This is a genomic window from Enhydrobacter sp. (genome assembly GCF_030246845.1).
In the GTDB taxonomy this organism is placed as follows: Bacteria; Pseudomonadota; Alphaproteobacteria; order Reyranellales; family Reyranellaceae; genus Reyranella.
Genome location: NZ_CP126889.1, coordinates 2,579,704 through 2,603,795 on the forward strand (window position 1 = coordinate 2,579,704; position 24,092 = coordinate 2,603,795).

Consider the following 24,092-nt stretch of genomic DNA (forward strand, 5'->3'; position numbering starts at 1 on the left):
ATATGGGGGAGGGATGCCGGTCTTCACCAATCCGCGGCGCACGCCCAGTTTCGGTGTTGCGCCATCGCTGGAGGATATCGAAGCCATCGCCGCCGAGGCGCTGGCGACGATTCCGGAAGAGTTTCGTCGGCATGTCGGCAACGTCCGCATACAGGTCGACGACTTCCCATCGGACGAGGTCGAGAAGGCGATGGAGCTCGACACGCCCTTCGACGTGCTCGGCCTCTACCAGGGCGTGTCGATGGTCGAGCGCGGCGCAGGCCATGTCGCCAACGACATCGACCGCATCTTCCTCTATCGCCGTCCGATCCTCGACTACTGGTGCGAGTCGCAGGAGGACCTGTCGCACATCGTGCGCCATGTGCTGATCCACGAGATCGGCCATCACTTCGGCCTGAGCGATGACGACATGGAAGCGATCGAGGCCAAGGCCGAGGAAGAGTCCAGGCGCGCCCGACCGAGCGCCTAGCCGGCTGCTGGACGAGCGCGGCAGCCGAGGGCCGCTCGCCAGCAGACCTTTGCAAGCATCATTGATCTAGATTAGCCTTGGAAGACCCGGGGAGGACGTCGGCGGGAGAAGCCATGACGATCCCGAGTCCGTCCGATTTGAGTATTCTGAAGGGGCCCTTGATCGCCAAGCTGTCGCGGTTCGTCGATCTGACCGCGCGCGAGCGCGAGCACCTGGAGGACATCCAGGCCGACTTCGTCAAGGTCCGGGCTGGCATCGATATCATGACCGCCGGTCATGCCTATCGGCATGTCTGCGTCCTGAATCGCGGCATGGCGATCCGCTACAAGGTGCTTCACGACGGACGACGGCAGATCCTCAGCCTCGTCCTGCCCGGCGACTTCGTCGGCCTGCCGGGCAGCCTGTTCGACAATTGCCTGTACTCGATCGCGAGTCTGACCGAGGCTGTCGCCTGCTCCATTCCCTTCACCACGTTGTTCGACCTCTTCCAGCGCTATCCACGGCTGGGCACGGCCATGTTCTGGCTGGCCGGCCACGAGGCGGCGCTCTACGCCGAGCATTTGATCCGGGTCGGCCGCCAATCGGCCTATGAGCGCGTCGCACATCTTCTGCTGGAGCTGCTGTTTCGTTTGCAGATCGTCGGATTTGCCGCCGACGATCACTCCTACGCCCTGCCGATGACGCAGGAACTCATGGCCGATGCACTGGGGCTCAGCGTGCCGCACGTCAACCGCACGTTGCGCCGGCTGCGCGAAGACGGCCTGATCGCGATCGAAGGAACGCGGCTTATCTGCCTCGATGTTTCGGCGCTCGCCCGGGTCTCGGACTTCGACCGCGCAAATCTCGGCCGGCTGCGTATTCCAGGGCTATAGCCCCCTATTAGTAGTTCTGCGGTCTTAATTTAGATCAACGATTTAGGCTAAGGCGGCCGCTTCCGCGTTGCGGCAGCGTGTTTCGGCCAACTGGGGAGGCGCTTGCCGATTCGAGCCGATCGGCGTGGTCAAACTCGATCTCCGCGACATCAAGGGAAGCGCACGGCGACAACGAAAACCATTAGGAGGCGACGCATGCGCATGGGAAAGAAGACGGGTCTTCGCACCGTCTCACGGCGAATGTTCCTGCAGAAGACCGGCGCCGTGGCCGGTACCTTGGGCCTTGCGCCGGCGATTGGCGCGCCGTTCGTGTCGAGGGCGCTGGCCGACACCAAGACCCTCAAGATCATCCAGTGGAGCCACTTCGTCCCTGCATACGACACGTGGATCGACGGCTTCGTCCACGAATGGGGGAAGAAGAACGGTATCGACGCCACCATCGACCACATCCCACATCTCGAGCTGCCGGCGCGCGCGGCGGCCGAGGTCAGCGCCCGGGCGGGCCACGACATCTTCGGCTTCAACGGATCGGGCGGCCCGCACCTCTTCGAGAAGAGCACCATGGACATGACGCCCCTGGTGGAGGAGCTGGAGAAGAAGTACGGCAAGGTCAGCAAGATCGGCCAGCAGGTCGCCTACGACACCACGACGAAAAAGTGGGTCGCGTTCCCCGACTACTATATCGACTTCCCGGTCCTGTACCGCAAGGATCTGTGGGACGAGATCGGCATGAAGCCCGACACTTGGGACGATGTGCGCAAGGGAGGTGCCAAGCTGAAGGCCAAGGGCCATCCAGTCGGCATCGGCCTTGGCCATTCGGTCGATCCGAACAACTCCTACAACAGCATGCTGTGGAGCTACGGCGCCTCCTACTGCGACGATACCGGCAAGAAGGTCACCCTCGACTCGAAGGAGACCCTCGAGGTCGTGAAGTTCGTCAAGGCGCTCTACACGGAGGCCGAGACGCCCGAGGTGCTGTCGTGGGACGACTCCAGCAACAACCGCTTCCTCGCGTCAGGCCGCGGCTCGATGATCCACAATCCGATTTCGGCCTACCGCACCATCCAGAAATCGAACCCGGCGCTCGCCGACAAGATCTTCGTGCTGAAGACCCCCGCCGGGCCGGTGCGTCGTCTCGCCGCCGGCGCTCCGAACTCCTACATCATCTGGGATTTCGCGAAGAACAAGGAGGCGGCGACCGCCTTCCTCAAGGACTATTGCGCCCACTGGAAGGACGCCTTCATCGCCGCCACGGGGTACAACCATCCCCTGTTCCCGAACCTGGTGCCGAAGCCGATGCCGATCTTCTCGGACGATCCCACGTCGCATCCGTCCGACAAGCTGAAGGTGCTGGAGACGGCCGACGACTGGTGCGTCGTCTTCGGCTATCCGGGACCGGCGAGCCCGGCGGCCGACGAGGTCGCCAACAACTTCATCATTCCTGACATGATGGCCAAGGCCGCGACCGGCAAGATGACGCCGGAGGAAGCGGTGAAGTGGGCGACCCAGGAGGTCGAGGGCATCTACAAGAAGTGGGCTGGCCGTACCTAAAGGCCGGATTCCCATCGGATCGTCCGTCTCTCTCCGCGGTGGCGCCCCGACGGCGCCGCCGCGGCACGGCGAGCGTTACCCGGGCGCCCTTCACGCGCAAATCGACCTATATTGAGGAAACGCAAGATGGCAATAGTCGCGGCCAGCCACATAAAGAAGCAATTCGGCGACGTCTTTGCCGTGAACGACATCAGCCTGTCGGTGCACGATGGTGAGTTTCTCGTCCTGCTGGGCCCTTCGGGTTGCGGCAAGACCACTTTCCTGCGCATCCTTGCGGGCCTCGAGCACCAGACCTCGGGCGATGTCCTGATCGGCGGCGAGGTCGTGAACGAGATGCCGCCGCGCGCGCGGGGCATCGCCATGGTGTTCCAGAGCTACGGCCTCTATCCGCACCTCACCGTGGCGAACAACATTGCCTTTCCGTTGCGCACCCAGAAGACACCGCGCGCCGAGATCGCGCGCAAGGTCGAATGGGCGACCAAGCTGCTGAGTATCGATCACCTGCGCAACCGCAAGCCGCGGCAGCTTTCGGGTGGCGAGCGCCAGCGCGTCGCCCTGGCGCGCGCGCTCGTGCGCGAGCCGACCGTGTTCCTGCTCGACGAGCCCCTCAGCAACCTCGACGCCAAGCTGAGAACGAGTGCGCGCAGCGAGCTGAAGCAGTTCCAGCAGATGGTGCAGACGAGCACGGTGTATGTCACGCACGATCAGGTCGAAGCCATGGGCATGGGCGATCGTATCGCCGTGATCGACCATGGCACGCTGCGCCAGCTCGGCACGCCGACGGAGATCTATGACAGGCCGGCCGACGAGTTCGTGGCCACCTTCCTCGGCACGCCGCCGATGAATCTCATCGAACGCGACGGCGGGTCGCTGGGCTTCCGGCCGGAACACTTCCTGCCGCGCGAGATGCTGAACGGATCGGCGCTCGCCGAGTTTCCGTTCGTCGTCGAGCGCATGGAGTATCTCGGGTCCGAGCGGGTTCTTTATGGCACGATCGTGGGCCGCACGGCGAAGCGTGTGATTACCGCCAAGCTGCCTGCTCATGCCGCCAGCGACGGCATCCATGCCGGCAACAAGCATGCCTTCGCCGTGCGTCGAAGCGAATTGCACTTCTTCGGTCCCGACGGACGCCGCGTCGAAGGCGGCCAGGGAGCACTCCAATGACCGCAATCGCCGAGCCCCGCCGCCGCGCCGTAGCACGCCGGCCGCGCTTCCTGCTCGACCGCACCGAGTTCATGGGGCCGATGTTCATCGCCCCGGCAGTCCTTTACGTTTTCGCGCTCGTCGGGCTGCCCTTCCTGCTCGCGCTCTATTACAGCGTGAGCGCCTATTCGATCTTCGATCCCAGCTACCGGTTCGTGGGGCTCAAGAACCTGTACGACGTGTTCGAGAGCGACATCTTCCGGCACGCTCTCTGGAACACACTGATGTTCACGATCGGCTCGCAGGCCATCGGCCTGCTGCTGGGCAAGATCGGTGCCATGCTGCTGATGAAGGAGTTCCCCGGGCGCGGCCTCGCACGCGCGCTGGTCATCCTGCCCTGGGCGGTCCCGATATCGCTCGCGACCCTCGCCTGGAAGTGGATGTTCGATTCCCTCTACAGCGTCATCAACTGGACCCTGGTCGCCGCCGGCCTGGTCGACGTCGCCAACCAGCCGCAGTGGCTGGGCCAGCAGGACCTGGCATTCGCTGCAGTCATGACGGTTCAGGCCTGGCGGCTGTTTCCGTTCGGCGTGATCATCTTCCTCGCCGGCTACGCATCGGTGCCGAAGGATGTGCTCGATGCGGCGACTGTCGACGGAGCCGGCTTCTGGCGGCGGAACTACCAGATCATCATGCCGATCATCGCGCCGATCGTGGTGATCGCCCTGATCTTCGGCACCGTCTTCACCTTCACGGACCTGAGCGTCGTCTATCTCCTGACCATGGGGGGGCCGATGAACAGCACCCAGGTGCTGGGCTCGCTCGCCTTCCAGGTCGGCATCCTGTCGGGCGACGTCGCGCACGGGGCAATGATCTGCCTGTTCATGTTCCCGTTCCTGCTGGTGGCGGTGATCGTGATGCTGCGCGCACTGCGCCGCCGGGAGATCTGACATGAACGCGGTTGCACGCCGGATCGGCCTGACGGGCTCCTTCTACAGCGCGGTCGTGGTGCTGGTGCTGTTTGCCGCCTTCCCGTTCTACTGGATGCTGATCACGAGCTTCAAGGCGGACGGCGACCTCTACAATCTCCAGTCCATTCCCTACTGGTTCAACGCGCCGCCGACGCTCGAGCATATCGAGTATCTCTTGCAGAAGACGCTGTTCCTGCGTTGGGTCCTGAACACCGCGATCATCGGGGTGTGCGTGGTCGCCATCACCCTGGTCGTCTCGTTGCCGGCCGGCTACAGCCTCGCCCGGCTGCCGGGCCGCGGCGCCGAGAATCTCGGCATCGGCATCTTCCTCACCTATCTGGTGCCGTCGACCCTGCTTTTCCTGCCGCTGGCCCGGATCGTTTCGTGGCTCGGCCTCCAGGACTCGATCTGGTCGCTGGTGGTCGTCTATCCGACCTTCACGATTCCGTTCTGCACCTGGCTGCTCATGGGCTTCTTCAAGTCGATCCCGCGCGAGATCGACGAGGCTGCCATCGTCGACGGCTGCACGATGCCGGGTGCGTTCGTGAAGACCATCCTGCCGCTGTCCCTGCCGGCGATCCTGACCGTGGTGATCTTCGCCTTCACGCTCACCATGCAAGAGTTCGTCTACGCCCTGACCTTCATCTCCTCCTCCGACCAGAAGCCCGTCACGCTGGGCGTGGCGACCGATCTCGTTCGCGGCGATGTCTACTACTGGGGCGAGCTGATGGCGGCCGCCCTGATCACCAGCATTCCAGTCGCCATCGCCTACAACCTCTTCCTCGACCGCTTCATCAGCGGCATCACCGGCGGCGCGGTCAAGTAGGCGCGCCGACAGGCCGCGGTGGCGCGAGCCGATAACGCCCCTCGATCAGCGTGGTCTCTGGCTGGAAGAAGCGCGCGGTGCGCCGCTCGGCCAGCCAGCGCACGCTGCGCGCCGGCAAGGGCGTGGGCGGGTCGAACCGGCCCTCGGTTTCCGCCACGAGGTCGAGGATCTCGGCCGGGACCGGCGCCCCGAGCGCGGTGGTGGCGATGAAGGCGCGATAGAGATAGTCGGTGCCGAACCGGCCGAGATTGCGGCCCGGGTAGCGCCATCCGTCCAGCAGCTGCCCGAACGACGGTCCAGCGGCGGCGATCTCGGCCGCGGCGTCGGCGAGGCCTGCGGCGATCGCGTCGCGCTCCGCATCGCTGAAGGCGCGGGCATCGAAGCGGCGACCGGAGTGGAGCCGCAGCGGCGCGAGCTCGTCGAGCACCTCGCGATCGCTCTCGGAGAGCTCGCACTCGGCCAGAAAGGCGAGGCCGGTGTCCAGGAGATCGAAGCGCCGGTCCGGCCGCGGCGGATCCCAATCGACGACAGGCTCTGGGGGAAGCTCGGTGCGCGAGCGCATCAGCTCGCGCATCTCGAGGATGCGCCGCTCGTTGCGCTTGTCGGGCGTCTCCAGGAGGCTGCGGGCTTGCAGGTTCTGCGCCGTCTCGAGATCCTGCCGGGAGTCCGCCACGGCGATGCGAAGCTGCAGCCACACCGTACGCGCCGGCGCCTGCAGGAGGGTCACGCCTTTCTCGACGTCGCCATGCCACGACGGGCCGGCGACCAGGCACGGCGGCGGCATCTCCCCCGACACGCGGCTGCTGACATGGGCAAAGGCGTCGGTGAAGGGATTGATGAAGGCCGCGCTGTAGAAGCGCGTTCCCATCGGCGGCAGGGTGAGGAACAGGGGGCCGGCCGACAGATCGAGCCAGGCGGAACCGGCCAGCACGCCGTCCACGGGACCTGCGCCCCAGTGCAGGCTGTTGAGCCTGCGGCCCAGTTCGACCGTGTCGCGGTGACGGCGCGCGAACATCCGTGCCAGCGGCGTGAGATAGAGGGCGGCGTGCCGGGCCAGCGGACGCAGTGTGTCCTTGCTGGCGGCACGCTGGACGCAGGCGGCGAAAGAGGCCACGCCGGCGAGCAGGACGCGCCGGCCGAGGGTCATGCCGATCGCTCGCGGAGCTGACGTCGTTCCATGACGAAGTCAGCCACGGCACGCCAGGGCTCGATGGTCCAGAAGGAGCGCGCCCGGCCGGACGGCGAGGCCAGCACGAAGACGGCGGCGCCTTCGAGCGTCTCGGCCTGTCGGCCATAGGCGGGAGCCTTTCTGCCGAGGCCGATCGAGGCGGCGTTCTTGCTGGTGAAGGCGACCGCGGCCGGACGGAACTTGCGCAGCTTCACATGCAGTGCCTTGGCGTCCATGGCGTGGACGCTCAGCTCGTGATCGGAACCGTACTCGGTCTTGTTGAGGTCGGTGAGGCCGATCCGCCAGGACAGGAGTTCGGGATAGCGCTGGGGCGTGAGCCGCTCGGGTGTGAGGCCGACAGCATGCAATGTCGCCCAGAAGGCATTGCCGGGATTGGCGTAGTAGGCGCGGGCGGCGTAGGAGGCCGGGCTGGGGGCGGTGCCGCAGAACACGAGATCGAGCCCCGGCGCCAGCAGGTCTGGTACGAGATGCCCTTCATCGTTCGCTGCTTGTCTCATCTTGAGGTCAAAGGTTGAGCAACGGAGCAAGACGCGCATCGATTTCGTCGAGCACGCCTTGTGGCGCCTGTCCGACGACTTCCATCTTTCGCGCCTCTCGATCGATGCTTCGAACATGATCGACAAGAACAACGCCGCCAATCGCCAGGCCCGGCGGCAGCTTGACCTCCATTGGCCAGCCCCGTTCGCGGCTGGTGATTGGACAGACAATCGCCAGCCGGGAGCGCTGATGATAGCGCAGCGGCGTCAATACGATACCAGGACGTCGGCCGGCTTGTTCGCTTCCGGCTTGCGGCGAGAACTCGAGCCAAATGAGGCTGCCGCGATCGGGCAGTGCCATCAAAGGAGTTCCGAACCCGCAGGTCGGTCGTCTTCCAACGGATGCTCGCGACCGGGCGTCATGTCAGCCAGCAGTTCGTCCAGCGTGAAACGGCGCCGCGAGCGCGTCACGATGATACGTCCATCGTCGGACGCTTCTATGTCGACGCGCGCACCTTCGGAGAGACCCAGCCGGGCGGCGAGATCGCGTGGCACCCGCAGCCCGAGGCTGTTGCCCCATTTTGTCAGCGTCACTTGAACCGGCACGGTTGCCTCGGTCAGCTGGTTTGTATATCCAAAAGATAGCCGCTTTGCAGAGATATCTCAATAACACCCCCTCGCCGGGCAGAGCGGAACTTGAGGCACGTCAGAGGAGGCCCCGATCTTGTTCGCCCGATGTCGCCGGGCAAGATGGCCGCCGGAGGAACACATGGACAAGATCGACTCCGCGGACGAGGCGCAGCTTCTGGCCACCATCGACCGCTGGATCGCGCGCGAGGTGGCGCCGCGCGTCAAGGAATTCGACCATGCCGACAAATGGCCGGCCGAGATCGTCGAGCAGATGAAGGAGCTCGGCCTGTTCGGCGCCACCGTCTCGCCGGACTATGGCGGGCTCGGCCTGCCGGCCACGACCTATGCCGAGATCGTGATGCGCATCTCCGCGGTCTGGATGGCGATCACCGGCATCTTCAACTCGCATCTGATGCTGGCGCTGGCCGTGGAGAAGTTCGGCACCGAGCCGCAGAAGCGGCATTGGCTGCCCAGATTCGCGTCGGGCGAGGTCCGCGGCGGGCTGGCGCTCACCGAGCCCGATGCGGGCACCGACCTCCAGGCGATCCGCATGACGGCGCGGCGCGAGGGCGATCACTATGTGATCAACGGCACCAAGACCTGGATCAGCAACGGCATCGAGGGCTCCTGCTTCGCCCTCCTGGTGAAGACCAATCCGGAGGCCCAGCCGCGCTATTCCGGCATGAGTCTTTTCATCGCGCCCAAAGGACCGGGCTTCAAGGTCGGCCGCAAGCTCGAGAAGCTCGGCTACAAGTCGATCGATTCCGGCGAGCTCGTCTTCCAGGATTATCGCGTCCCGGCCGATCACCTGATCGGCGAGGTCGAGGGCCGCGGCTTCACCCAGGTGGCGGGCGGGCTGGAGCTCGGCCGCATCAACGTGGCCGCGCGCGGCGTCGGCATTGCCGAGGGCGCGCTCGGGCTGGCGACGAGCTACGCGCAGATCCGCAAGACCTTCGGCAAGCCGATCGCCGAGCACCAGGCGATCGCGCTCAAGCTCGGCGAGATGGCGACGCGCGCGCGGGCGGCGCGGCTGCTCACCCTCGATGCCGCGCGAGCCTTCGACCGCGGCGAGCGCTGCGACATGGAGGCGGGCATGGCGAAATACTTCGCCTCGGAGGCGGCGCTGGAGAACAGCACCGAATCGATGCGCATCCACGGCGCCTATGGCTATTCCAAGGAGTACGACATCGAGCGGCTCTATCGCGATGCGCCGCTCACCTGCATCGGCGAGGGCACCAACGAGATGCAGCGCCTGATCATCGCCCGCCAGTGGCTGAAGCGGAACGCCGTCGCATGAACAAGCCGCTCGAAGGCATCCGCATTCTCACGCTGGAGCAGTTCGGCGCCGGACCTTACGGCACCATGTTCCTGGCCGAACTCGGCGCCGAGGTCATCAAGATCGAGCCGCCCGAAGGCGATCCCAGCCGTCAGGTCGGCCCGCACCGTCTGGGGGCCGACGACAGCCAATATTTCCAGGCCTGGAATCTCGGCAAGAAGAGCGTCGCGCTCGACATCAAGTCGTCCGAGGGCCGGCGGCAGTTCGAGGCGCTGGTCAAGACCGCCGATTGCGTGGTGAACAACCTGCGCGGCACGCAGCCCGCCAAGCTGGGGATCGACTACGCGAGCCTCGCGCCGCTCAAGCCCTCGATCGTCTGCCTGCACATCTCGGCCTACGGCCGCACCGGCGAGCGCAAGGACTGGCCGGGCTACGATTTCCTGATGCAGGCCGAGGCCGGCCTGATGGAGTTGACCGGCGAGCCCGACGCGCCGCCGGCCCGCGTCGGTGTGTCGTTGATCGACAGCATGAGCGGCCTCACCGGCATCGTCGGCCTGCTGAGCTGCCTGCTGCGTGCACGCGCCACCGGCCAGGGCTGCGACGTCGATACCTGTCTCTACGACGTCGCCATGCATCAGCTCACCTATCCTGGCCTGTGGTATCTCAACGAGGGCGATGTCTCGCCACGCCTGCCGCGCAGCGCGCATCTCTCGCTCGCGCCGGTCCAGACCTTTCCGACCAAGGACGGCTGGATCTACATCATGTGCATGACCCAGAAATTCTGGCTGGCGCTCTGCCAGGCGATCGGCCGGCCCGATCTTCCGGATGATCCGCGTTTCCCGGACCCCAATGCTCGCGCGCGCAGCCGCGCGGCGCTCACCGAGGCGCTCGATCCAACTTTCCGCACGCGCACGACGGACGAATGGCTGGCAAAACTCACCGGCCTCCTGCCGGCCGCCCCCGTCTATCGCCTCGACCGCGCACTCGACAGCGCCTTCGCCCGCGCCTCGGGCATGGTCTCGTCGGTGCCGCATCCGCAAAAAGGGCGACTGCGCGTGCTCGCCAACCCCATCCGCATCGACGGCGAGCGACTGGAGCAGACGGCCTGCGCGCCGCTCGGCGCCGACAACGAGTCGCTGCTGGAAAGGTCGTCATGAAGCTCGAAGGCATCAAGGTCGTCGATCTCTCCTGGTTCCTGCCCGGACCCTATCTCACCACCGCGCTGGCCGACCACGGCGCCGAGGTGGTCAAGATCGAGCCGCCGGGCGAGGGCGATCCCGGCCGGCATATCCGGCCCATGGACGAGCGCAGCTCGGTCTTCTTCCGCAACATGGCGCGCGGCAAGAAGAGCGTCGTGCTCGACCTCAAGAGCGAGCAGGGACGAGTCGATCTGTTCCGGCTCTGCTGCGAGGCCGACGTGATCGTGGAGTCCTTCCGCCCGGGCGTCGCCGCCCGTTTCGGCATCGGCTACGATGCGGTGAAGACGAAGAATCCCGGCATCGTCTATTGCTCGATCTCGGCGTTCGGCCAGCACGGCGCCTATCCCGGTCGCGCGGCCCACGATCTCGCGCTGGAGGCGATGACCGGCGTTCTGAGCCTGACGCTGGGCGATGACGGCCGGCCGGCCATTCCCGGCATACCCATCGCCGACGTGGTGAGCGGACTGCATGGCCTGAGCGGCGTGCTGATGGCGCTGCTGCGGCGCCAGACCACCGGCAAGGGCGACTATATCGATATCTCGATGCACGAGGCGCTGATGGCCTCCTGCGCCAATGTCGTCGGCACGGCCTTCACCGAGGACAGGCAGCCCGACGTCAAACGGCAGCGCACGACCGGCGGTTCGGCCTTCTACCGCATCTACGACACTTCCGACGGCCGCCAATTGGTGCTGGCCGGCCAGGAGATGAAGTTCGTGAAGAACCTGCTGAATGCCCTCGGCAGGCCGGAGCTGGCGCCACTGTGCGAATGGCCGGGCGCGCATCAGAAGCCGGCGATGGACTTTCTCGAAACGACCTTCCGCCAGAAGCCGCTGGCGCACTGGATGGATTGGCTCGCCGGGCTCGACATCTGCTATGGCCCGGTGAACACGCTCCCCGAAGCGATCGCCGATCCGAACCTCCTGAAGCGTGGAGCCGTGCTGACGGTGGATGACGGCCGCAAGCATTTCGCACCCGTCGTCCGCTTCAGGGACGAGCCGTCACGGCCACTCTATCGCGAGCCGTTACTGGGCGAGCATACGGAGGAGATCGTAGGCCTCCGTCGGCCATGACGATCGGCATCCTGTTCGTCTGCACCGGCAATATCTGCCGCTCGCCCATGGCGGCGGGCGTGTTCCGGGCGATGACTCGACGTGCAGGGTTGGCGGACGCCTTCCGGATCGACTCGGCTGGGACATCCATCGGCCATGTCGGGCAATCAGCATCGCGACTGGCGGTGGAGGCGGCGAAGCGGCGCGGCTACGATCTTTCGGACCATCGCGCCCGGTCGCTCCTCAGCGAGGATATCGCTCGATTCGACTATCCCCTGGCGATGGACCGCAGCCATCTCGCGGCGTTGCGCTGGATGGCGCCGCGCGAGCTGGTCGATCGGCCGCAGATGTTCCTGGCATATGCGCCCGATGCGCGCTCGCTCGACGTTCCCGACCCCTTCGGCGGTCGGGCGCGCGACTACGAGCAGGCGCTCGATTTGATCGAAAAGGGCTGTGCCAGTCTGCTTACCCGCTTCAGGCCTTTGGTCGAAACGGCCAGGTGAGGCCGAGCTCGCCCAGGCGATCGAGGACATTGAAGGTGAGGCGCGAGATGTCGTTGTCGAAGTCATCGACCGGCAGGCAACCGCAGTAGGTGATCGAGCCCACGGAAAAGATCGCGCCACCGTTGGGCTTCTCGACATAGACCATGTCGGCGCGGACGAGTTGGTCCAGCGCCTCGCCGGAAAGGGTCGTCGCGAAGGCCAGCCGCTCCTCGTGCACGACGACATAATTCCTGGGATCATGGCCCTCCGAAGAGGCGAGCACGACAGTGTTGGGCGGGCTGCCCAGCCCGCGATCGCAACGGTCGATCTCGAAGCCGGCCGCGCCGCCGCCGGAGAAGCCGCGCTGGCCGAACAGATCGCCCTGCACGCCCTCGAAGATCCAGGCATAACGGGCGTCATGGGAAGCGGGCGCACGGCGATAGGCTTCGCCCGTGAAGGTGCCCTGGCTCGAGAAGCCGACGCCGCACAGGAGATTGGGCGGTCGGTCCGACCGTCGCCACAGCCCGCCATAGGCGCCGTCGAGGGCGTGGTAGTACTCGCCGGGCTCGGCGGCCCAGCTCCGAATGCCGCCTTCGCCGCGCCGCACTTCGAGCGCGCCCGGCATCTTGTCCGATACGGCGACGCGCCAGTAGAAGCCGTTGCCGCCGAGATACATCAGCCGGCCGCCCGTCTCGGCGTAACGCTGCAGGGCATCGAGCGTGTGCTCCGTGTGGTACTCGGGATGCGAGCCGGTGAGCACCACCTTGTAGGGGGCGAGGAGGGCTGCGCCCTCGCAGTCGAGATCGTGGTCGGTGACGACGTCGAAGGCGATGCCCATGCGGTCGAGCCAGCCGGTGAGATGGGTGTCGGCAGGCAGGTGACGCAGGCCCGAGCCGATGTCGTCGTTGAAATAGAGATAGTCGGGCCGCCAGGTGAGAAGGGGCCTGAGCAGCGAGGCATAGGCGTTGCCCGAGCCGTCGCGATGGAGATTGTAGGTCGAGAGGCCGTAGTCGTCGTGGTCGTCGGGATTGTGCGGGAAGGCCTTGCAATCGGCGACGCGCTTGCGGAACGCGGCATCGAACAGGTGCCGCTGGTGGTTGCCGTAGGCCTGATAGGTGAAGGTGGCGGCGAGGTAGCAGACCTTGGCTTGCGGCCTGCCGCGCCGGGGCAGGACGAAGAAGGGAATGAGGTCGCGGTGCGGTCCGCAGGAAAGCGCCATGCCGTAGACGCCGCTCCCGAGATCGTCCGGGATCGTGAAGACGAAATCATCCTGCCAGCCGCAGTCATGCAGGTCGTCGTCGTGGAAATGGATCGCGGCGTAATGGTGAGGCGCGTGCTTCCAGTCGCGCTCCGCGCCGGTCCAGTTGGCGCCCTTCATCGCGCGTGCCGGCAGGTTCACCAGGCGGCCGTGCAGGCCGTTCGGACCGGCATCCTCGATCTCGAGCGTGTCGATGCGGCGCGAAAAATCCCAGGCGGCAACCCCCGCGATCGACGGCGCCTCGATCTTGCCGTTGAAGCAGCGGCGCGCGGGCCGATCGGTCGCCTGCTCGGCCGCAATCAGGAGCGGCCGCGCCGCGTCGAGAGCAAGAGGCAGGCGCGCCGCCATCGTCGCTTCGCCCTCGTCGTCCACGGCGTGCGCACGCTTCAGCGGTTGCTGGCCCACGCGCAGCACGCCCGTGGTCGGATCGGCGCTGGCCCATACGCGATACCAGGCTCGGCTTCGCAAGGGCTTGCCGACGACGACCCTCGCATCGCCGACCTCCAGCGCGATGCCGTCGGCTGTCAGCAGGAGGGAGAAGCCTGCGCCGGTCGCGGGGTCGCGGCGCGACATGACGGCCTGTGGCTGGTCGGCGGGCAAGGTCGGCCAGATCAGCGCCTCGAGCGACAGCGATGGCAGCGGGTCGAGCGAGCAGGCACCGCCGACGATGCCGTAGGAGCCAGGCCAGGCGCGCTGCTCGCGCGAGGGGAACACGTCGTCGAAGACGGCGTGGAGATTTTCGATCTTGGGGGCCGGCCCGCTCGGGTTCGGATCTCCGCGCACAATACGCACCAGGGTTGCACGATAGGGCTCCGGTCCGACGCTCGAAATCCTGAAGGCGATCTTTTCGCCGGCGCGTGCCGAGATGCGGTCGCTGTAGCCGATCAACGGAGCTGTCACGTTTGTCTCCCCCTCACCGAACGATATAGTCGCCCCAATGTTGAGAGAAATGCCATGACCAAGATCGTTCGCCGCCGTGCGGTTCTCGCCGGCGCCCTCGCTGCACCCATGCTCGCCCGCCGCGGCTGGGCGAAAGCCTATCCCGACAAGCCGATCCGCATGGTCGTTCCCTTCGCGCCCGGTGGAACGACCGACATCCTGGGCCGGATCGTCGCCCAGCATCTGACGGACGCCTGGGGCGCCACCGTCGTCGTCGACAACAAGAGCGGCGCGGGCGGCAATCTCGGCGCGGACATCGTCGCCAAGGCGGCGCCTGACGGCTACACCTTGCTGCTGGGCACGGTCGGGACCGCGGTGACCAACCAGTTCCTCTACAAGAAGATGCCTTACGATACGGCGACGGCCTTCGCGCCGGTGGCGCTGTTCGGCGAGGTCGCCAACGTTCTGGCCGTCCACAAGGACTTCGCACCCCAGATCAAGAGCGCCAAGGACTATGTCGACTATTGCAAGGCCGAGGGGCCGGGCAAGGTGACCTTCGGCTCGCCAGCGGTGGGCGGCACCGGCCATCTCGCCATGGAATATTTCCAGGCGCTGGCGGGCTTCAAGGTCGAGCACGTCGTCTACCGCGGCAGCTCGCTGGTGTTGCAGGATCTGCTTGCCGCCGTCATCCCGAGCACCATGGACAACCTGCCGCCCTACCTGCCGCACATCCAGGCCGGCGCGCTCAGAGCCCTGGGAGTCAGCTCGCGCAAGCGCTGGTTTGCCCTGCCGGACGTGCCGACCATCGCGGAACAGGGCTTCCCCGGCTTCGATGCTGCGCCCTGGTGGTATGTGGCGGCACCGGCCAGCACGCCGAAAGAGATCGTCCGCAAGCTCTCCGACGAGATCGTCAAGGGCGGCAAGTCGGAAGCGGTGATCAAGAAGATCCGCGATGCCGGCGCTTCCGAGCTGATCGGCACCGACGAGGAGCTCGCGCAGCACATCGGGCGGGAGACCGCCAAGTGGAAGAAGGTCGTCGAGGCCGCCGGGCTGCAGCCGCAATGACCCGTGAGGACCTGCGCGGGAGGGTCCAGACGGTGCTCGGGCCGATCGAGCCCGCCGCGCTCGGCCGCACGCTGATGCACGAGCATGTGCTGTGCGACATCCGTCCACCCGGCACGCGCGCCGACAACGATCTCGGGCCCGAGATCACCCTCGAGAATGTCTGGCAGCTCAACTACGGGCACGGCGTCAAGCGGGCCGGCCGCAAGTACATGCTCGACCTCGAGGATATCGCCACGCGCGAGGTCCGCATGATGAAGCACGAGGGCGGCGAGGCCATCGTCGAGCTGACCTGCGGCGGCCTTTCGCCCGACCCCACGGGCCTGCAGCGCATCGCCGCCGGCACCGGGGTCCATCTCGTCATGGGCTGCGGCCACTACGTCAACGAGTATCAGGATCCCAGGAATCACGGCCGCACGGTGGAGGACTTCGCCGACGAGATGATCGGCCAGATCCTGGAGGGTGCCTGGGGTACCGACGTGCGCGCCGGCATGATCGGCGAGATCGGCTGCACCGCGCCCTGGACCGACACCGAGAAGCGGGTGATGCGGGCGGCCCTGATCGCCGCGGCCGAGACCGGCGCGGCGGTCAACGTCCATCCCGGCCGCGATCCCGACCAGCCGCAGGAGGTGGCCGACTTCATCGAGGCGGCCGGCCATCCGACCGAGCGTATCGTCATCAGCCACATCGACCGCACGATCTTCGACGAGCCGCGCCTGCTGAAACTCGCCGACTTGGGCGTGACGGTGGAATTCGACCTGTTTGGCCAGGAGTCGAGCTACTACGGCCTTTCCGACATCGACATGCCCAACGATGCGACCCGGCTCCGCCTGATCCGCGCGCTGATCGCGCACGGCCATCTCGATCGCGTCGTCATCAGCCACGACATCTGCTACCGCACCCGGCTCGCGAGCTTCGGCGGTCACGGCTATGGCCACATCTTCCGCAACGTCGTGCCGATGATGCAGCGGCGCGGCTACAGCGAGGACGAGATCGACGCCATCCTCGTGCGCAACCCCAGGCGGCTGCTGACGTTCGTCTGACGCACGTCAGACGGAGGACCGCCATGATCCGCAAGCTCGCCTCGGGCGAATACCGGCTCTATTCGCGCAAGGTCGATCCCAAGACCGGCAAGCGCCGCAATCTCGGCACCTTCAAGACCCGTGCCGCCGCCGAGAAGCACGAACGCGAAGTCCAGTATTTCAAGCGCCACTGATATCGCATGAGCGCCACTGGAGTGACGCGCTGCCTTGAGCACTCATCGGAGCGCGCCACCGACAAGAAACAAAAGCAGGCGCCAGCCCGGGCCCGTGTCATCCCGAGCGTACGCGAGGAATCCTTGATCGACGCCGATCAAAGATCCCTCGCTGCGCTCGGGATGACACCGGCCTTGTCAGAAGGCGAGGCTGTACGCCGCCTCCTCGGTATAGATCGAGCCATTGCGGCCCTGGCGGCTGGAATAGAGCGAGAAGTGCTGGGCGATCCAGGGACCGGCGCGGAACCGGGAGTGGCTCGCCATGAACTGGGCGATGTGGTGACCGGCCTCGGCCCCGTTGCGAAAGCGCGCGAGCGTGACATGCGGGCGGAACTTGCGGCGCTCGACGCCGATGCCGCAATTGCGCGCCACAGTCGAAACCTTCTGTTGCAACCAGTCGAGCGATTCGGATTTCTCGACCAGCGCGACCAGCGCCCTGGGCTGCTTGCCGCTGCTGAACTGATCGACGCCGGCGACCGTCATGGCGAAAGGGGGCCCTGCGATGTCGGACAGCTCCTCTTCCAGATCGCGGCCGACGGCGCCCTGCACCTGGCCCGCGAAGCAGAGCGTTACGTGGAAATTCTCGGCCGGCACCCAGCGCGCGTCGGGCACGCCCGACTGCAACGCCGTGAGCGAGTCGGCGACGTCCTCAGGGACGGGAAGGGCGATGAACAGACGCGGCATAGAGATCGAGGTTCCTGGTGATGAAGGGCAGCAGGCGCTCGGCGATCACCTGCGCGCCCTTCGCATTGGGATGAAGCCCGTCGGCCTGGTTGAGCGTCGGGTCCTGGGCGACGCCGTCGAGCACGAAGGGATAGAGCGGCACCTGATACTTGTCGGCAAGGCGCCTGTAGATGCCGTCGAACGCCGCGACGTAGTCCGGCCCGAGATTGCGCGGCGCCATCATGCCGGCCAGCCAAACCGTGACACCGGCCGCTCTCAGTTTCTCGATGATGGCGGCGAGATTGTGCTCGGTGGTGGCCGGATCGACGCCGCGCAGCGCGTCGTTGGCGCCGAGCTCGATCAGCACGATGTCGGGTTTGTCGCCCAGGATCCAGTCGAGCCGGTCGAGGCCGCCGGCCGACGTATCGCCTGAAACGCCGTCGTTCACGAGGACGACGTTGCGTCCCTCGGCCTTCAAGGCGGCCTGAAGAAGAGCGGGAAAGGCCTGCTCGGGCTCGAGGCCGAAACCCGCGGCCAGGCTGTCGCCCAGCACGGCGAGCTTGATCGGGTCGGTCCGCGCCTGCACCGGGCTCGCACAAAAAAGAAGCACCAGCAGCGAATTGACCAGTGCCGCAAAAGGGCCATATCCCTTGCCGAGCTTCATCGCCTCTCTTCCGGAGTCTTGGTGACCGCCCCGCCGATCGTCCGCTTCACCGACGTGCATCTCGACATGGCAAGCGATGCCGGCCCGGTCAATATCCTGCGCGGCATCACGCTCGCGATCGCCGCCGGCGAGATCGCCGCGGTGGTCGGGCCGTCGGGCGCCGGCAAGTCTAGCCTGATGATGGTGGCGGGTGGGCTCGAGCGCGCGACTTCCGGTCGCGTCGAGCTGGCCGGTCGCGATCTGGGGCCGCTCGACGACGATGCCCGCGCGCGTCTCAGACGCGATCATGTCGGCATCGTGTTCCAGGGCTTTCATCTCATCCCGACCATGACGGCGCTCGAGAATGTCGCCCTGCCGCTCGAGTTCGCCGGTCGCACCAATGCCTTCGAGACTGCGCAGGCGGCCCTGGAACGCGTCGGTCTGGCGCCGCGCGTCGGCCACTATCCCGCCCAGCTTTCCGGCGGCGAGCAGCAGCGCGTCGCCGTGGCGCGTGCCTTCGTCGGCGGGCCGAGGCTCCTGCTGGCCGACGAGCCCACGGGCAACCTCGATGGTGCCACCGGCAAGCAGGTGATGGACCTGCTGTTCGACATGGCGCGTGGCAATGGCGCCACGCTGATCCTGGTGACACACGACATGACACTGGCCGAGCGCTGCGATCGCATCGTGCACATTGCCGACGGTCTCGTGGTCGACGATCGGCGCACGGCCGCGGGCCTGGCGCTTGCCGCGCAATGAGCGCCGACGGATGAGCCTCGCCGCCAAGCTCGCGCGCCGCGAGATGCGCAGCGGCCTCGGCGGCTTTCGCCTGTTCCTTGCCTGCCTGGCGCTGGGTGTCGGCGCGATCGCGGCAATTCTCTCGTTCAGCCGCGCCATCGAGGAGGGGCTGCGCGCCGACGCGCGGGAGCTCTTGGGCGGCGACGTCGCGATCTCGCTGCTCTACCGCCAGGCGACGCCCGACCAGCTGGCTTTTTTGCGCGAGCAAGGCGAGGTCGTGCGCTGGGTCGACAGCCGCTCGATGGCGCGGCCGGCCAGACCCGGCGGCAGCGCGGCGCTGGTCCAGTTGAAGGCGGTGGAGCCCGGCTATCCGCTCTATGGCCGTGTGGAACTGCGGGGCAGCGGATCGTTGTCGGAGACGCTCGCCAGGCGCGACGGCGTGTGGGGGGCCGCTGTCGAGGAAGCGGCCCTCAAGCGCATGAACATCGCTCTGGGCGATCTCGTGAAAGTGGGCGAGACGACTCTGCAGGTGCGTGCCGTCATCGAGCGCGAGCCCGACAGCGGTCTCAGCGCTTTCGCGAGTCTGGGGCCGCGCCTGATGATGCCCTGGGCGGCGCTCGGCGAATCGGGCCTTGTGCAGCCGGGCAGCCTGCTCACCTGGCAGTATCGCCTCAAGCTGCCACCCGGCCGTTCGGATCGGGAAGTCGCCGCGGCGATCAAGGCGCGTTTCCCCGAGGCCGGCTGGCGGGTGCGGGACCTCGGCGATGCCGGTGGTGGTCTGCGCTTCTGGCTCGATCGACTGACCGAGTTCATCAGCCTCGTAGGCCTCGCCGCCCTGCTGGTGGGCGGCGTGGGCGTCGGCAATGCCGTCTCGAGTTTCCTCGCCGGCCGCATGCGCACCATCGCCATCATGAAGTGCCTCGGCGCGCCGCAGCGCCTGGTCTTCGCGACCTATTTCCTGCAGCTCGGCGCCCTGGCTCTTGCCGGCGTATTCGCCGGCGTCGCGCTCGGTGCGGCATTGCCTTTCCTCGCCCAACCGCTGATCGCCGACCTGCTGCCGGTGAAAGCGCGCATTGCGTTCTACCTGCGGCCGCTGGCCACGGCGGCCGCCTTTGGACTCCTGGTATCGGCGCTTTTCGCGCTCCTGCCGCTGATCCACGCCCGGGCGATCCCGGCTGCGGCGCTCATGCGCGGCATCGGGATCGAGCGGCGCCGGCTCGTCTGGCACGAGCTTGCGCTGGTGGGGGCGGTGACACTTCTGCTCGCGGGCTTCACGATCCTGACCTCGGATAGCGGGCGCATCGCAGGCTATTTCGTGCTGGGCGCCATCGGCGCTTTCATCGCCTTTCCGGCGCTGGCGCGCGGTGTGATGGCCGTGGCGGCGCGGGTCGGCAAGCCGCGGCTCGCCGGCCTCCGTCTGGCGCTCGCCAACCTCCATCGGCCCGGGTCGGCGACCCCGATCGTGATGCTGTCGCTCGGCCTCGGCCTCACCGTGCTGGTGGCCACCGCGCTGATCGAAGGCAATCTGCGCGACCAGATCACGCAGCGTATCCCCAAAGACGCGCCGGCCTTCTTCTTCGTCGACATCCAGTCGAGCCAGATGCCTGACTTCGAGCGCGCCGTCGCCGCCATCCCCGGAGCCGGTGCGCTGGAGAAGGTGCCGTCGCTGCGCGGCCGCATCGTCAAGCTCGCCGGCAAGCCGGTGAGCGCGGTCAAGATCCCGTCCGGGGCCCGCTGGGCGGTCGACGGCGACCGCGGCATCACCTATGCCGCCAGGCCGCCGGAAGGCGCGCATATCGTCGCCGGATCGTGGTGGGCGCCCGACTATCGCGGGCCGCAGCTCGTCTCGTTCGACGAAACCCTGGCGCACGACTTCGGCCTTGCGATCGGCGACACGGTCACGGTGAACGTGCTCGGCCGCGAGATCGAGGCCCGCATCGCCTCGCTGAGACACATCGACTGGCAGACGCTGGCGATCAATTTCGTGATGGTCTTCTCGCCGGGTGTGCTCGACCGCGCGCCGCACACTTTCCTGGCCACCGTGAAGGCGACGCCCGAAGCAGAGGATGCGATCTTCAAGACGGTCACGGACAAGTTTCCCAACGTCACGGTCGTGAGCGTGCGGGACGCCGTGCAGACCGCGTCTGAAGTGCTGGGCAACATCGGCCTCGCGACGCAGCTCATCGGCCTGCTGAGCATCCTCGCCGGCATCCTGGTGCTCGCGGGCGCCATGCTGGCCACGCAGCGGCGGCGCATCCACGAAGCGGTGGTGATGAAGGTGCTCGGCGCGACACGGGCGCGCATCGCCGCCATCTTCGCCTGGGAGTTCCTGGCGCTGGGGCTGGCAACGGCGCTGGCGGCGCTGGGCGTCGGGACGCTGGCGGCCTATCTCGTGGTCCGCCAGCTCATGAGCCTCCAATGGTCGTTCCAACCCGTCGTGGCGGTTGCCGTCGCCCTCGGAGCCATGGCCCTCACCCTGGCGTTCGGGCTGGCCGGGACACTGGCGGCCCTTCGCCAGCGCCCGCTGGCTCTCCTGCGCAACGAGTGATTTGGATTGCCCGACTTCATGATTTTGGCACAATTGTCGGGTTACCGTTTGACGCTTGATTCAGTCGAGCTGTATCCCCACATTGGCGCTCAAAGGGGCTCGGCAATGAGGTCCCTGTCGGAGGCGTGAGAATGGCAAACGAGAACTTCAACACCTTTGGCCGTGCGGGCGGGGTTGCCGACCAAGCGACATTCGATGTCGGCCTGCGCGCCCATATGATCCGTGTCTACAACTACATGGCATCGGGTTTGGCGCTGTCGGGCATCGTCGCATTCGCCCTCTTCGCCTCACCGGCGCTTCAGAACATCTTCTTCCAGATGGGGATGACGCCCGGCGGCGCCGTCGTGCCCGTCGGCATGAACATCCTGGGCTGGATCGCCATCCTGGCGCCGCTCGGCCTATTGATGGTCGCTTCCTTCCGCGCGGCGCAGATCAGTCTGGGCGGGCTGCAGGCGATCTACTGGGGCGTGACCGCCTTGATGGGCGTGAGCCTGTCGTTGCTGCTGTTCCGCTATACGGGAGCTTCGGTCGCACGCACCTTCTTCGTGACGGCCGCCGCGTTCGGCGCTCTCAGCCTTTACGGCTACACGACCAAGCGCGACCTGAGCGCGTTCGGCAAGTTCCTGTTCATGGGCCTGATCGGCATCATTCTCGCGAGCCTGGTGAATCTCTTCGTTCACTCGAACGGCGTGGCGTTCATCGTCTCGATCCTTGGCGTGCTGATCTTCTCGGGCCTGATCGCGTACGACACGCAGAAGATCAAGGAGCAGTACAGCGATGCCTGGGGCACGCAGATGGCCGACAAGGTGGCCGTCTTCGGCGCGCTGAGCCTCTACCTGGACTTCGTCAACCTGTTCCAGTTCCTGATGAGCTTCATGGGACAGAGCCGCGACTGATCGGCATCCGTCAGCCGATGCAAGGCGCCCGGGCCGCAAGGCCCGGGCGTTCTGCTGTGAGGGGTCGCGATGAAACGACTGAAGGCATTGCTGCAAAGCGAGGCGGGCAGCGCCGTGCCGCTGCTGGCCGCGACCGTTCTGGCGCTGCTGTTCGCCAACTCGCCGTTCGGGTGGGTGCCCGATCGGCTGTTCGCCACCAGGCTGACCGTCGAATTCGGTGGCGTCGGCGTCAGCAAGCCGCTCCTTCTCTGGATCAACGACGGGCTGATGGCGGTGTTCTTCCTGCTGGTCGGCCTCGAGATCAAGCGCGAGGTCGCGGAAGGCGAGCTTTCGCGGCCGGCCCACGTGGTGTTGCCGATCGCGGGAGCCGCCGGTGGCATGGTGGTTCCGGCTGCAATCTACGCCGTCTTCAACTGGAAGGACCCGGTTGCCCTGCATGGCTGGGCGATCCCTTCGGCGACAGATATCGCCTTCGCCGTTGCGGTGCTGGCGGCGCTGGGGGAGCGCGTGCCGCGCGCGGCCAAGCTTTTCCTCCTGACGCTGGCGATCGTCGACGACCTGGCATCGATCCTGATCATTGCGATCTTCTACACATCGGACCTTTCGACGCTCTCGCTTGTTCTCGCAGCTCTCTGCATCGCGGTTCTCCTTGCCCTCAACTTCAGCGGGATCCGGCGGACGGGGCCGTATCTGCTGGTCGGCATCGTGCTCTGGGTCTGCGTGTTGGAATCGGGCGTCCATGCGACACTGGCCGGCGTCGTCCTCGCCTTCTGCCTGCCGCTTGCCTGCGAGAGCGGGATGCCCGACGAGCGGCCCTATCTCCGGCTCGAGCATGCGCTCACCCCATGGGTGTCGTTCCTGGTGCTGCCGGCCTTTGCCTTTGCCAATGCCGGTCTCAGCTTCGTCGGCATGACCGCGGACATGGTGCGCGATCCGGTGACGCTCGGCATCGCGCTCGGCCTCTTCGTCGGCAAGCAAATCGGCATATTCGGCGGCGCCGCGCTGTCGATCGGCCTCAGCCTCGCGCAGCGGCCAAGGCGGACGAGCTGGCCGCAGCTTTACGGCGCCGCTGTCTGCGGCGGCATCGGCTTCACCATGAGCCTGTTCATCGGCACGCTTGCCTTCGGAGATGACGAGCATGCGCCGCTGGTGCGCCTCGGCGTGCTGGCGGGCTCGCTTTTGTCGGTGGTGACCGGATGGACGATCCTGCGCCTTTCGCGCAGCGCGCCGGCGGTCTGACCGTGCGCCCGGATGGGCAGTGCAAGATTGCACGGCGATGGCACCGGCCTATACTTTTGCACCATGCGGCGAACATCCTACGAGCAGATGAATTGTTCGATCGCCTCGGCGCTCGACGTCGTGGGCGAGCCCTGGACGCTCCTGATCGTGCGCGACGCCTTCTACGGCGTGCGTCGCTTCGACGACTTCCAGGAGAATCTCGGCATTGCCCGCAACGTGCTGACGGCGCGGCTGAAGAAGCTCGTGGAGGCGGGCGTGTTCCGCAAGACGGCCTACCGCCAGCGGCCGCTTCGCCACGAGTACCGCTTGACCGAGAAAGGGGCGGCCCTGTTCACCGTGATCGTCGGCCTCAAGCAATGGGGCGACCGCTACGGCGCCGCGTCGCGCACCGGCAAGCCGATGGATCTCGTGGATCGCGACGACGGCCATCCGCTCGAGCCTGTGCTGATCGACGCCGTGAGCGGCCGCAAGCTCGAGCTCACCAACGTGCGCGCCGTCGCCGGACCTGGCGCGCAGCAGGCGACCCGGGATTTCTTCGACCGCCTGGCGCTCAATCGACCGGCGGCGCGCTAGTCTTCTTCCCGGTCGTTGGGTCGTAGCTGCTTGCCGTCCAGCGCCTCGCGCTGACGCTCGGCGCGGTCCTTGTCGACTGCCTTCTCGGCCTTGGTGCGACCGAAGCGCAAGCGATTGGTCTGCGCCCTGCTGTCTCGTTCGCGTCGCGCCCTTTCCTTGCGGGCCCGCCGCAGGTTGACGATGTCGGCCATTGGATGATCCTCGATTT

The 24,092-nt window shown here is 66.6% G+C and carries 26 protein-coding genes; 18 read left to right on the forward strand and 8 right to left on the reverse strand.

Annotation, left to right across the window (positions count from 1 at the left end):
* The first annotated feature begins 13 nt into the window (after window positions 1–13).
* The 6 genes from OJF58_RS12950 to OJF58_RS12975 all read left to right on the forward strand — a co-directional run bounded on the left by OJF58_RS12950 (window position 14) and on the right by OJF58_RS12975 (window position 5,832).
* Window positions 14–469, forward strand: coding sequence for a metallopeptidase family protein (locus tag OJF58_RS12950; RefSeq protein ID WP_300784867.1), 456 nt, complete (start codon window positions 14–16; stop codon window positions 467–469).
* A gap of 113 nt (window positions 470–582) precedes the next feature.
* Window positions 583–1,341, forward strand: a complete 759-nt coding sequence (locus OJF58_RS12955; protein ID WP_300784869.1) for a Crp/Fnr family transcriptional regulator — start codon at window positions 583–585, stop codon at window positions 1,339–1,341.
* A gap of 195 nt (window positions 1,342–1,536) precedes the next feature.
* Window positions 1,537–2,892 carry an extracellular solute-binding protein gene (locus tag OJF58_RS12960; protein ID WP_300784870.1) on the forward strand — a complete coding sequence of 452 codons (1,356 nt, stop codon included), beginning with the start codon at window positions 1,537–1,539 and terminating at the stop codon, window positions 2,890–2,892.
* 126 nt (window positions 2,893–3,018) lie between these two features.
* Complete coding sequence (locus tag OJF58_RS12965) at window positions 3,019–4,056, forward strand: ABC transporter ATP-binding protein (RefSeq protein WP_300784872.1); 1,038 nt, start codon at window positions 3,019–3,021, stop codon at window positions 4,054–4,056.
* A complete protein-coding gene (locus OJF58_RS12970) occupies window positions 4,053–4,985 on the forward strand; it encodes a sugar ABC transporter permease (protein ID WP_300784874.1) in 933 nt (310 codons plus the stop codon). Before OJF58_RS12965 ends, OJF58_RS12970 begins: the two co-directional genes overlap by 4 nt.
* A 1-nt stretch (window position 4,986) precedes the next feature.
* Window positions 4,987–5,832, forward strand: a complete 846-nt coding sequence (locus OJF58_RS12975; protein ID WP_300784875.1) for a carbohydrate ABC transporter permease — start codon at window positions 4,987–4,989, stop codon at window positions 5,830–5,832.
* On the opposite strand, the gene OJF58_RS12980 is transcribed toward OJF58_RS12975, so the two are convergent.
* The 4 genes from OJF58_RS12980 to OJF58_RS12995 are packed head-to-tail and all read right to left on the reverse strand — an operon-like array spanning window position 5,825 to window position 8,103.
* Window positions 5,825–6,979 carry a DUF1254 domain-containing protein gene (locus OJF58_RS12980; protein ID WP_300784876.1) on the reverse strand — a complete coding sequence of 385 codons (1,155 nt, stop codon included), beginning with the start codon at window positions 6,977–6,979 and terminating at the stop codon, window positions 5,825–5,827. The two genes, OJF58_RS12975 and OJF58_RS12980, sit on opposite strands and share 8 nt — an antisense overlap.
* Window positions 6,976–7,518 carry a mismatch-specific DNA-glycosylase gene (locus tag OJF58_RS12985; RefSeq protein WP_300784878.1) on the reverse strand — a complete coding sequence of 181 codons (543 nt, stop codon included), beginning with the start codon at window positions 7,516–7,518 and terminating at the stop codon, window positions 6,976–6,978. The genes OJF58_RS12980 and OJF58_RS12985 overlap by 4 nt, the downstream gene beginning before the upstream one ends.
* Window positions 7,519–7,525: 7 nt before the next feature.
* Window positions 7,526–7,858 (reverse strand): type II toxin-antitoxin system PemK/MazF family toxin, encoded by a 333-nt coding sequence (locus OJF58_RS12990; protein ID WP_300784880.1) that lies wholly within the window; start codon window positions 7,856–7,858, stop codon window positions 7,526–7,528.
* Window positions 7,858–8,103: an AbrB/MazE/SpoVT family DNA-binding domain-containing protein gene (locus tag OJF58_RS12995; RefSeq protein WP_300784882.1), complete on the reverse strand. Its 246-nt coding sequence runs from the start codon at window positions 8,101–8,103 to the stop codon at window positions 7,858–7,860. The genes OJF58_RS12990 and OJF58_RS12995 overlap by 1 nt, the downstream gene beginning before the upstream one ends.
* A gap of 163 nt (window positions 8,104–8,266) precedes the next feature.
* Between OJF58_RS12995 and OJF58_RS13000 the strand changes: the two genes are divergently transcribed.
* Genes OJF58_RS13000 through OJF58_RS13015 form a run of 4 tightly spaced genes read left to right on the forward strand, consistent with a single transcriptional unit; the run spans window position 8,267 to window position 12,154 of the window.
* Entirely contained in the window at window positions 8,267–9,424 is a 1,158-nt protein-coding gene (locus OJF58_RS13000; RefSeq protein ID WP_300784884.1) for an acyl-CoA dehydrogenase family protein, read from the forward strand.
* Window positions 9,421–10,560 carry a CoA transferase gene (locus tag OJF58_RS13005; protein ID WP_300784886.1) on the forward strand — a complete coding sequence of 380 codons (1,140 nt, stop codon included), beginning with the start codon at window positions 9,421–9,423 and terminating at the stop codon, window positions 10,558–10,560. Before OJF58_RS13000 ends, OJF58_RS13005 begins: the two co-directional genes overlap by 4 nt.
* Window positions 10,557–11,672 (forward strand): CoA transferase, encoded by a 1,116-nt coding sequence (locus OJF58_RS13010; protein ID WP_300784888.1) that lies wholly within the window; start codon window positions 10,557–10,559, stop codon window positions 11,670–11,672. The genes OJF58_RS13005 and OJF58_RS13010 overlap by 4 nt, the downstream gene beginning before the upstream one ends.
* Window positions 11,669–12,154 (forward strand): low molecular weight protein-tyrosine-phosphatase, encoded by a 486-nt coding sequence (locus OJF58_RS13015; protein WP_300784891.1) that lies wholly within the window; start codon window positions 11,669–11,671, stop codon window positions 12,152–12,154. Before OJF58_RS13010 ends, OJF58_RS13015 begins: the two co-directional genes overlap by 4 nt.
* Here the strand turns inward: OJF58_RS13015 and OJF58_RS13020 are convergent.
* Complete coding sequence (locus tag OJF58_RS13020; RefSeq protein WP_300784893.1) at window positions 12,126–14,291, reverse strand: N,N-dimethylformamidase beta subunit family domain-containing protein; 2,166 nt, start codon at window positions 14,289–14,291, stop codon at window positions 12,126–12,128. The genes OJF58_RS13015 and OJF58_RS13020 overlap by 29 nt on opposite strands.
* A gap of 54 nt (window positions 14,292–14,345) precedes the next feature.
* Here OJF58_RS13020 and OJF58_RS13025 point away from each other — a divergent pair, with 54 nt between their 5' ends.
* The 3 genes from OJF58_RS13025 to OJF58_RS13035 are packed head-to-tail and all read left to right on the forward strand — an operon-like array spanning window position 14,346 to window position 16,548.
* Window positions 14,346–15,335: a tripartite tricarboxylate transporter substrate binding protein gene (locus OJF58_RS13025; protein ID WP_300784894.1), complete on the forward strand. Its 990-nt coding sequence runs from the start codon at window positions 14,346–14,348 to the stop codon at window positions 15,333–15,335.
* Window positions 15,332–16,375, forward strand: a complete 1,044-nt coding sequence (locus tag OJF58_RS13030; protein WP_300784895.1) for a hypothetical protein — start codon at window positions 15,332–15,334, stop codon at window positions 16,373–16,375. Before OJF58_RS13025 ends, OJF58_RS13030 begins: the two co-directional genes overlap by 4 nt.
* A 23-nt stretch (window positions 16,376–16,398) precedes the next feature.
* Entirely contained in the window at window positions 16,399–16,548 is a 150-nt protein-coding gene (locus OJF58_RS13035) for a hypothetical protein (RefSeq protein WP_300784897.1), read from the forward strand.
* A gap of 177 nt (window positions 16,549–16,725) precedes the next feature.
* Here the strand turns inward: OJF58_RS13035 and thpR are convergent, their stop codons facing one another.
* Window positions 16,726–17,271: an RNA 2',3'-cyclic phosphodiesterase gene (thpR, locus tag OJF58_RS13040; RefSeq protein WP_300784899.1), complete on the reverse strand. Its 546-nt coding sequence runs from the start codon at window positions 17,269–17,271 to the stop codon at window positions 16,726–16,728.
* The gene (locus OJF58_RS13045; RefSeq protein ID WP_300784901.1) at window positions 17,237–17,914 is read right to left on the reverse strand and encodes an arylesterase; all 678 of its coding nucleotides are present in this window, start codon (window positions 17,912–17,914) and stop codon (window positions 17,237–17,239) included. Before OJF58_RS13045 ends, thpR begins: the two co-directional genes overlap by 35 nt.
* Window positions 17,915–17,980: 66 nt before the next feature.
* On the opposite strand from OJF58_RS13045, the gene OJF58_RS13050 reads away from it, so the two are divergent.
* The 5 genes from OJF58_RS13050 to OJF58_RS13070 all read left to right on the forward strand — a co-directional run bounded on the left by OJF58_RS13050 (window position 17,981) and on the right by OJF58_RS13070 (window position 23,884).
* On the forward strand, window positions 17,981–18,649 hold the full coding sequence (locus OJF58_RS13050; RefSeq protein WP_300785262.1) for an ABC transporter ATP-binding protein: 669 nt from the start codon (window positions 17,981–17,983) through the stop codon (window positions 18,647–18,649).
* 10 nt (window positions 18,650–18,659) lie between these two features.
* Complete coding sequence (locus OJF58_RS13055; protein ID WP_300784903.1) at window positions 18,660–21,176, forward strand: FtsX-like permease family protein; 2,517 nt, start codon at window positions 18,660–18,662, stop codon at window positions 21,174–21,176.
* 131 nt (window positions 21,177–21,307) lie between these two features.
* The gene (locus OJF58_RS13060) at window positions 21,308–22,072 is read left to right on the forward strand and encodes a Bax inhibitor-1/YccA family protein (protein ID WP_300784905.1); all 765 of its coding nucleotides are present in this window, start codon (window positions 21,308–21,310) and stop codon (window positions 22,070–22,072) included.
* Window positions 22,073–22,141: 69 nt separating this feature from the next.
* On the forward strand, window positions 22,142–23,311 hold the full coding sequence (gene nhaA, locus OJF58_RS13065; protein WP_300784907.1) for a Na+/H+ antiporter NhaA: 1,170 nt from the start codon (window positions 22,142–22,144) through the stop codon (window positions 23,309–23,311).
* Window positions 23,312–23,398: 87 nt separating this feature from the next.
* Complete coding sequence (locus tag OJF58_RS13070; protein ID WP_300784909.1) at window positions 23,399–23,884, forward strand: helix-turn-helix domain-containing protein; 486 nt, start codon at window positions 23,399–23,401, stop codon at window positions 23,882–23,884.
* Here OJF58_RS13070 and OJF58_RS13075 read toward each other — a convergent pair.
* A complete protein-coding gene (locus OJF58_RS13075) occupies window positions 23,881–24,075 on the reverse strand; it encodes a DUF4169 family protein (protein ID WP_300784911.1) in 195 nt (64 codons plus the stop codon). The genes OJF58_RS13070 and OJF58_RS13075 overlap by 4 nt on opposite strands.
* Window positions 24,076–24,092: the final 17 nt, after the last annotated feature.

Bases quoted from the DNA above. Each gene is read 5' to 3' on its own strand.
- OJF58_RS13070 (WP_300784909.1), top strand. From the start codon at position 23,399: ATGAATTGTTCGATCGCCTCGGCGCTCGACGTCGTGGGCGAGCCCTGG.
- thpR (WP_300784899.1), bottom strand. From the start codon at position 17,271: ATGCCGCGTCTGTTCATCGCCCTTCCCGTCCCTGAGGACGTCGCCGAC.
- OJF58_RS13045 (WP_300784901.1), bottom strand. From the start codon at position 17,914: ATGAAGCTCGGCAAGGGATATGGCCCTTTTGCGGCACTGGTCAATTCG.
- OJF58_RS13015 (WP_300784891.1), top strand. From the start codon at position 11,669: ATGACGATCGGCATCCTGTTCGTCTGCACCGGCAATATCTGCCGCTCG.
- OJF58_RS13010 (WP_300784888.1), top strand. From the start codon at position 10,557: ATGAAGCTCGAAGGCATCAAGGTCGTCGATCTCTCCTGGTTCCTGCCC.
- OJF58_RS13055 (WP_300784903.1), top strand. From the start codon at position 18,660: ATGAGCCTCGCCGCCAAGCTCGCGCGCCGCGAGATGCGCAGCGGCCTC.
- OJF58_RS12990 (WP_300784880.1), bottom strand. From the start codon at position 7,858: ATGGCACTGCCCGATCGCGGCAGCCTCATTTGGCTCGAGTTCTCGCCG.
- OJF58_RS12965 (WP_300784872.1), top strand. From the start codon at position 3,019: ATGGCAATAGTCGCGGCCAGCCACATAAAGAAGCAATTCGGCGACGTC.
- OJF58_RS13005 (WP_300784886.1), top strand. From the start codon at position 9,421: ATGAACAAGCCGCTCGAAGGCATCCGCATTCTCACGCTGGAGCAGTTC.
- OJF58_RS13075 (WP_300784911.1), bottom strand. From the start codon at position 24,075: ATGGCCGACATCGTCAACCTGCGGCGGGCCCGCAAGGAAAGGGCGCGA.
- OJF58_RS13030 (WP_300784895.1), top strand. From the start codon at position 15,332: ATGACCCGTGAGGACCTGCGCGGGAGGGTCCAGACGGTGCTCGGGCCG.
- OJF58_RS12960 (WP_300784870.1), top strand. From the start codon at position 1,537: ATGCGCATGGGAAAGAAGACGGGTCTTCGCACCGTCTCACGGCGAATG.
- OJF58_RS12955 (WP_300784869.1), top strand. From the start codon at position 583: ATGACGATCCCGAGTCCGTCCGATTTGAGTATTCTGAAGGGGCCCTTG.
- OJF58_RS12980 (WP_300784876.1), bottom strand. From the start codon at position 6,979: ATGACCCTCGGCCGGCGCGTCCTGCTCGCCGGCGTGGCCTCTTTCGCC.
- OJF58_RS12970 (WP_300784874.1), top strand. From the start codon at position 4,053: ATGACCGCAATCGCCGAGCCCCGCCGCCGCGCCGTAGCACGCCGGCCG.
- nhaA (WP_300784907.1), top strand. From the start codon at position 22,142: ATGAAACGACTGAAGGCATTGCTGCAAAGCGAGGCGGGCAGCGCCGTG.
- OJF58_RS13025 (WP_300784894.1), top strand. From the start codon at position 14,346: ATGACCAAGATCGTTCGCCGCCGTGCGGTTCTCGCCGGCGCCCTCGCT.
- OJF58_RS12985 (WP_300784878.1), bottom strand. From the start codon at position 7,518: ATGAGACAAGCAGCGAACGATGAAGGGCATCTCGTACCAGACCTGCTG.
- OJF58_RS13060 (WP_300784905.1), top strand. From the start codon at position 21,308: ATGGCAAACGAGAACTTCAACACCTTTGGCCGTGCGGGCGGGGTTGCC.
- OJF58_RS13050 (WP_300785262.1), top strand. From the start codon at position 17,981: ATGGCAAGCGATGCCGGCCCGGTCAATATCCTGCGCGGCATCACGCTC.
- OJF58_RS13000 (WP_300784884.1), top strand. From the start codon at position 8,267: ATGGACAAGATCGACTCCGCGGACGAGGCGCAGCTTCTGGCCACCATC.
- OJF58_RS13035 (WP_300784897.1), top strand. From the start codon at position 16,399: ATGATCCGCAAGCTCGCCTCGGGCGAATACCGGCTCTATTCGCGCAAG.
- OJF58_RS12975 (WP_300784875.1), top strand. From the start codon at position 4,987: ATGAACGCGGTTGCACGCCGGATCGGCCTGACGGGCTCCTTCTACAGC.
- OJF58_RS12950 (WP_300784867.1), top strand. From the start codon at position 14: ATGCCGGTCTTCACCAATCCGCGGCGCACGCCCAGTTTCGGTGTTGCG.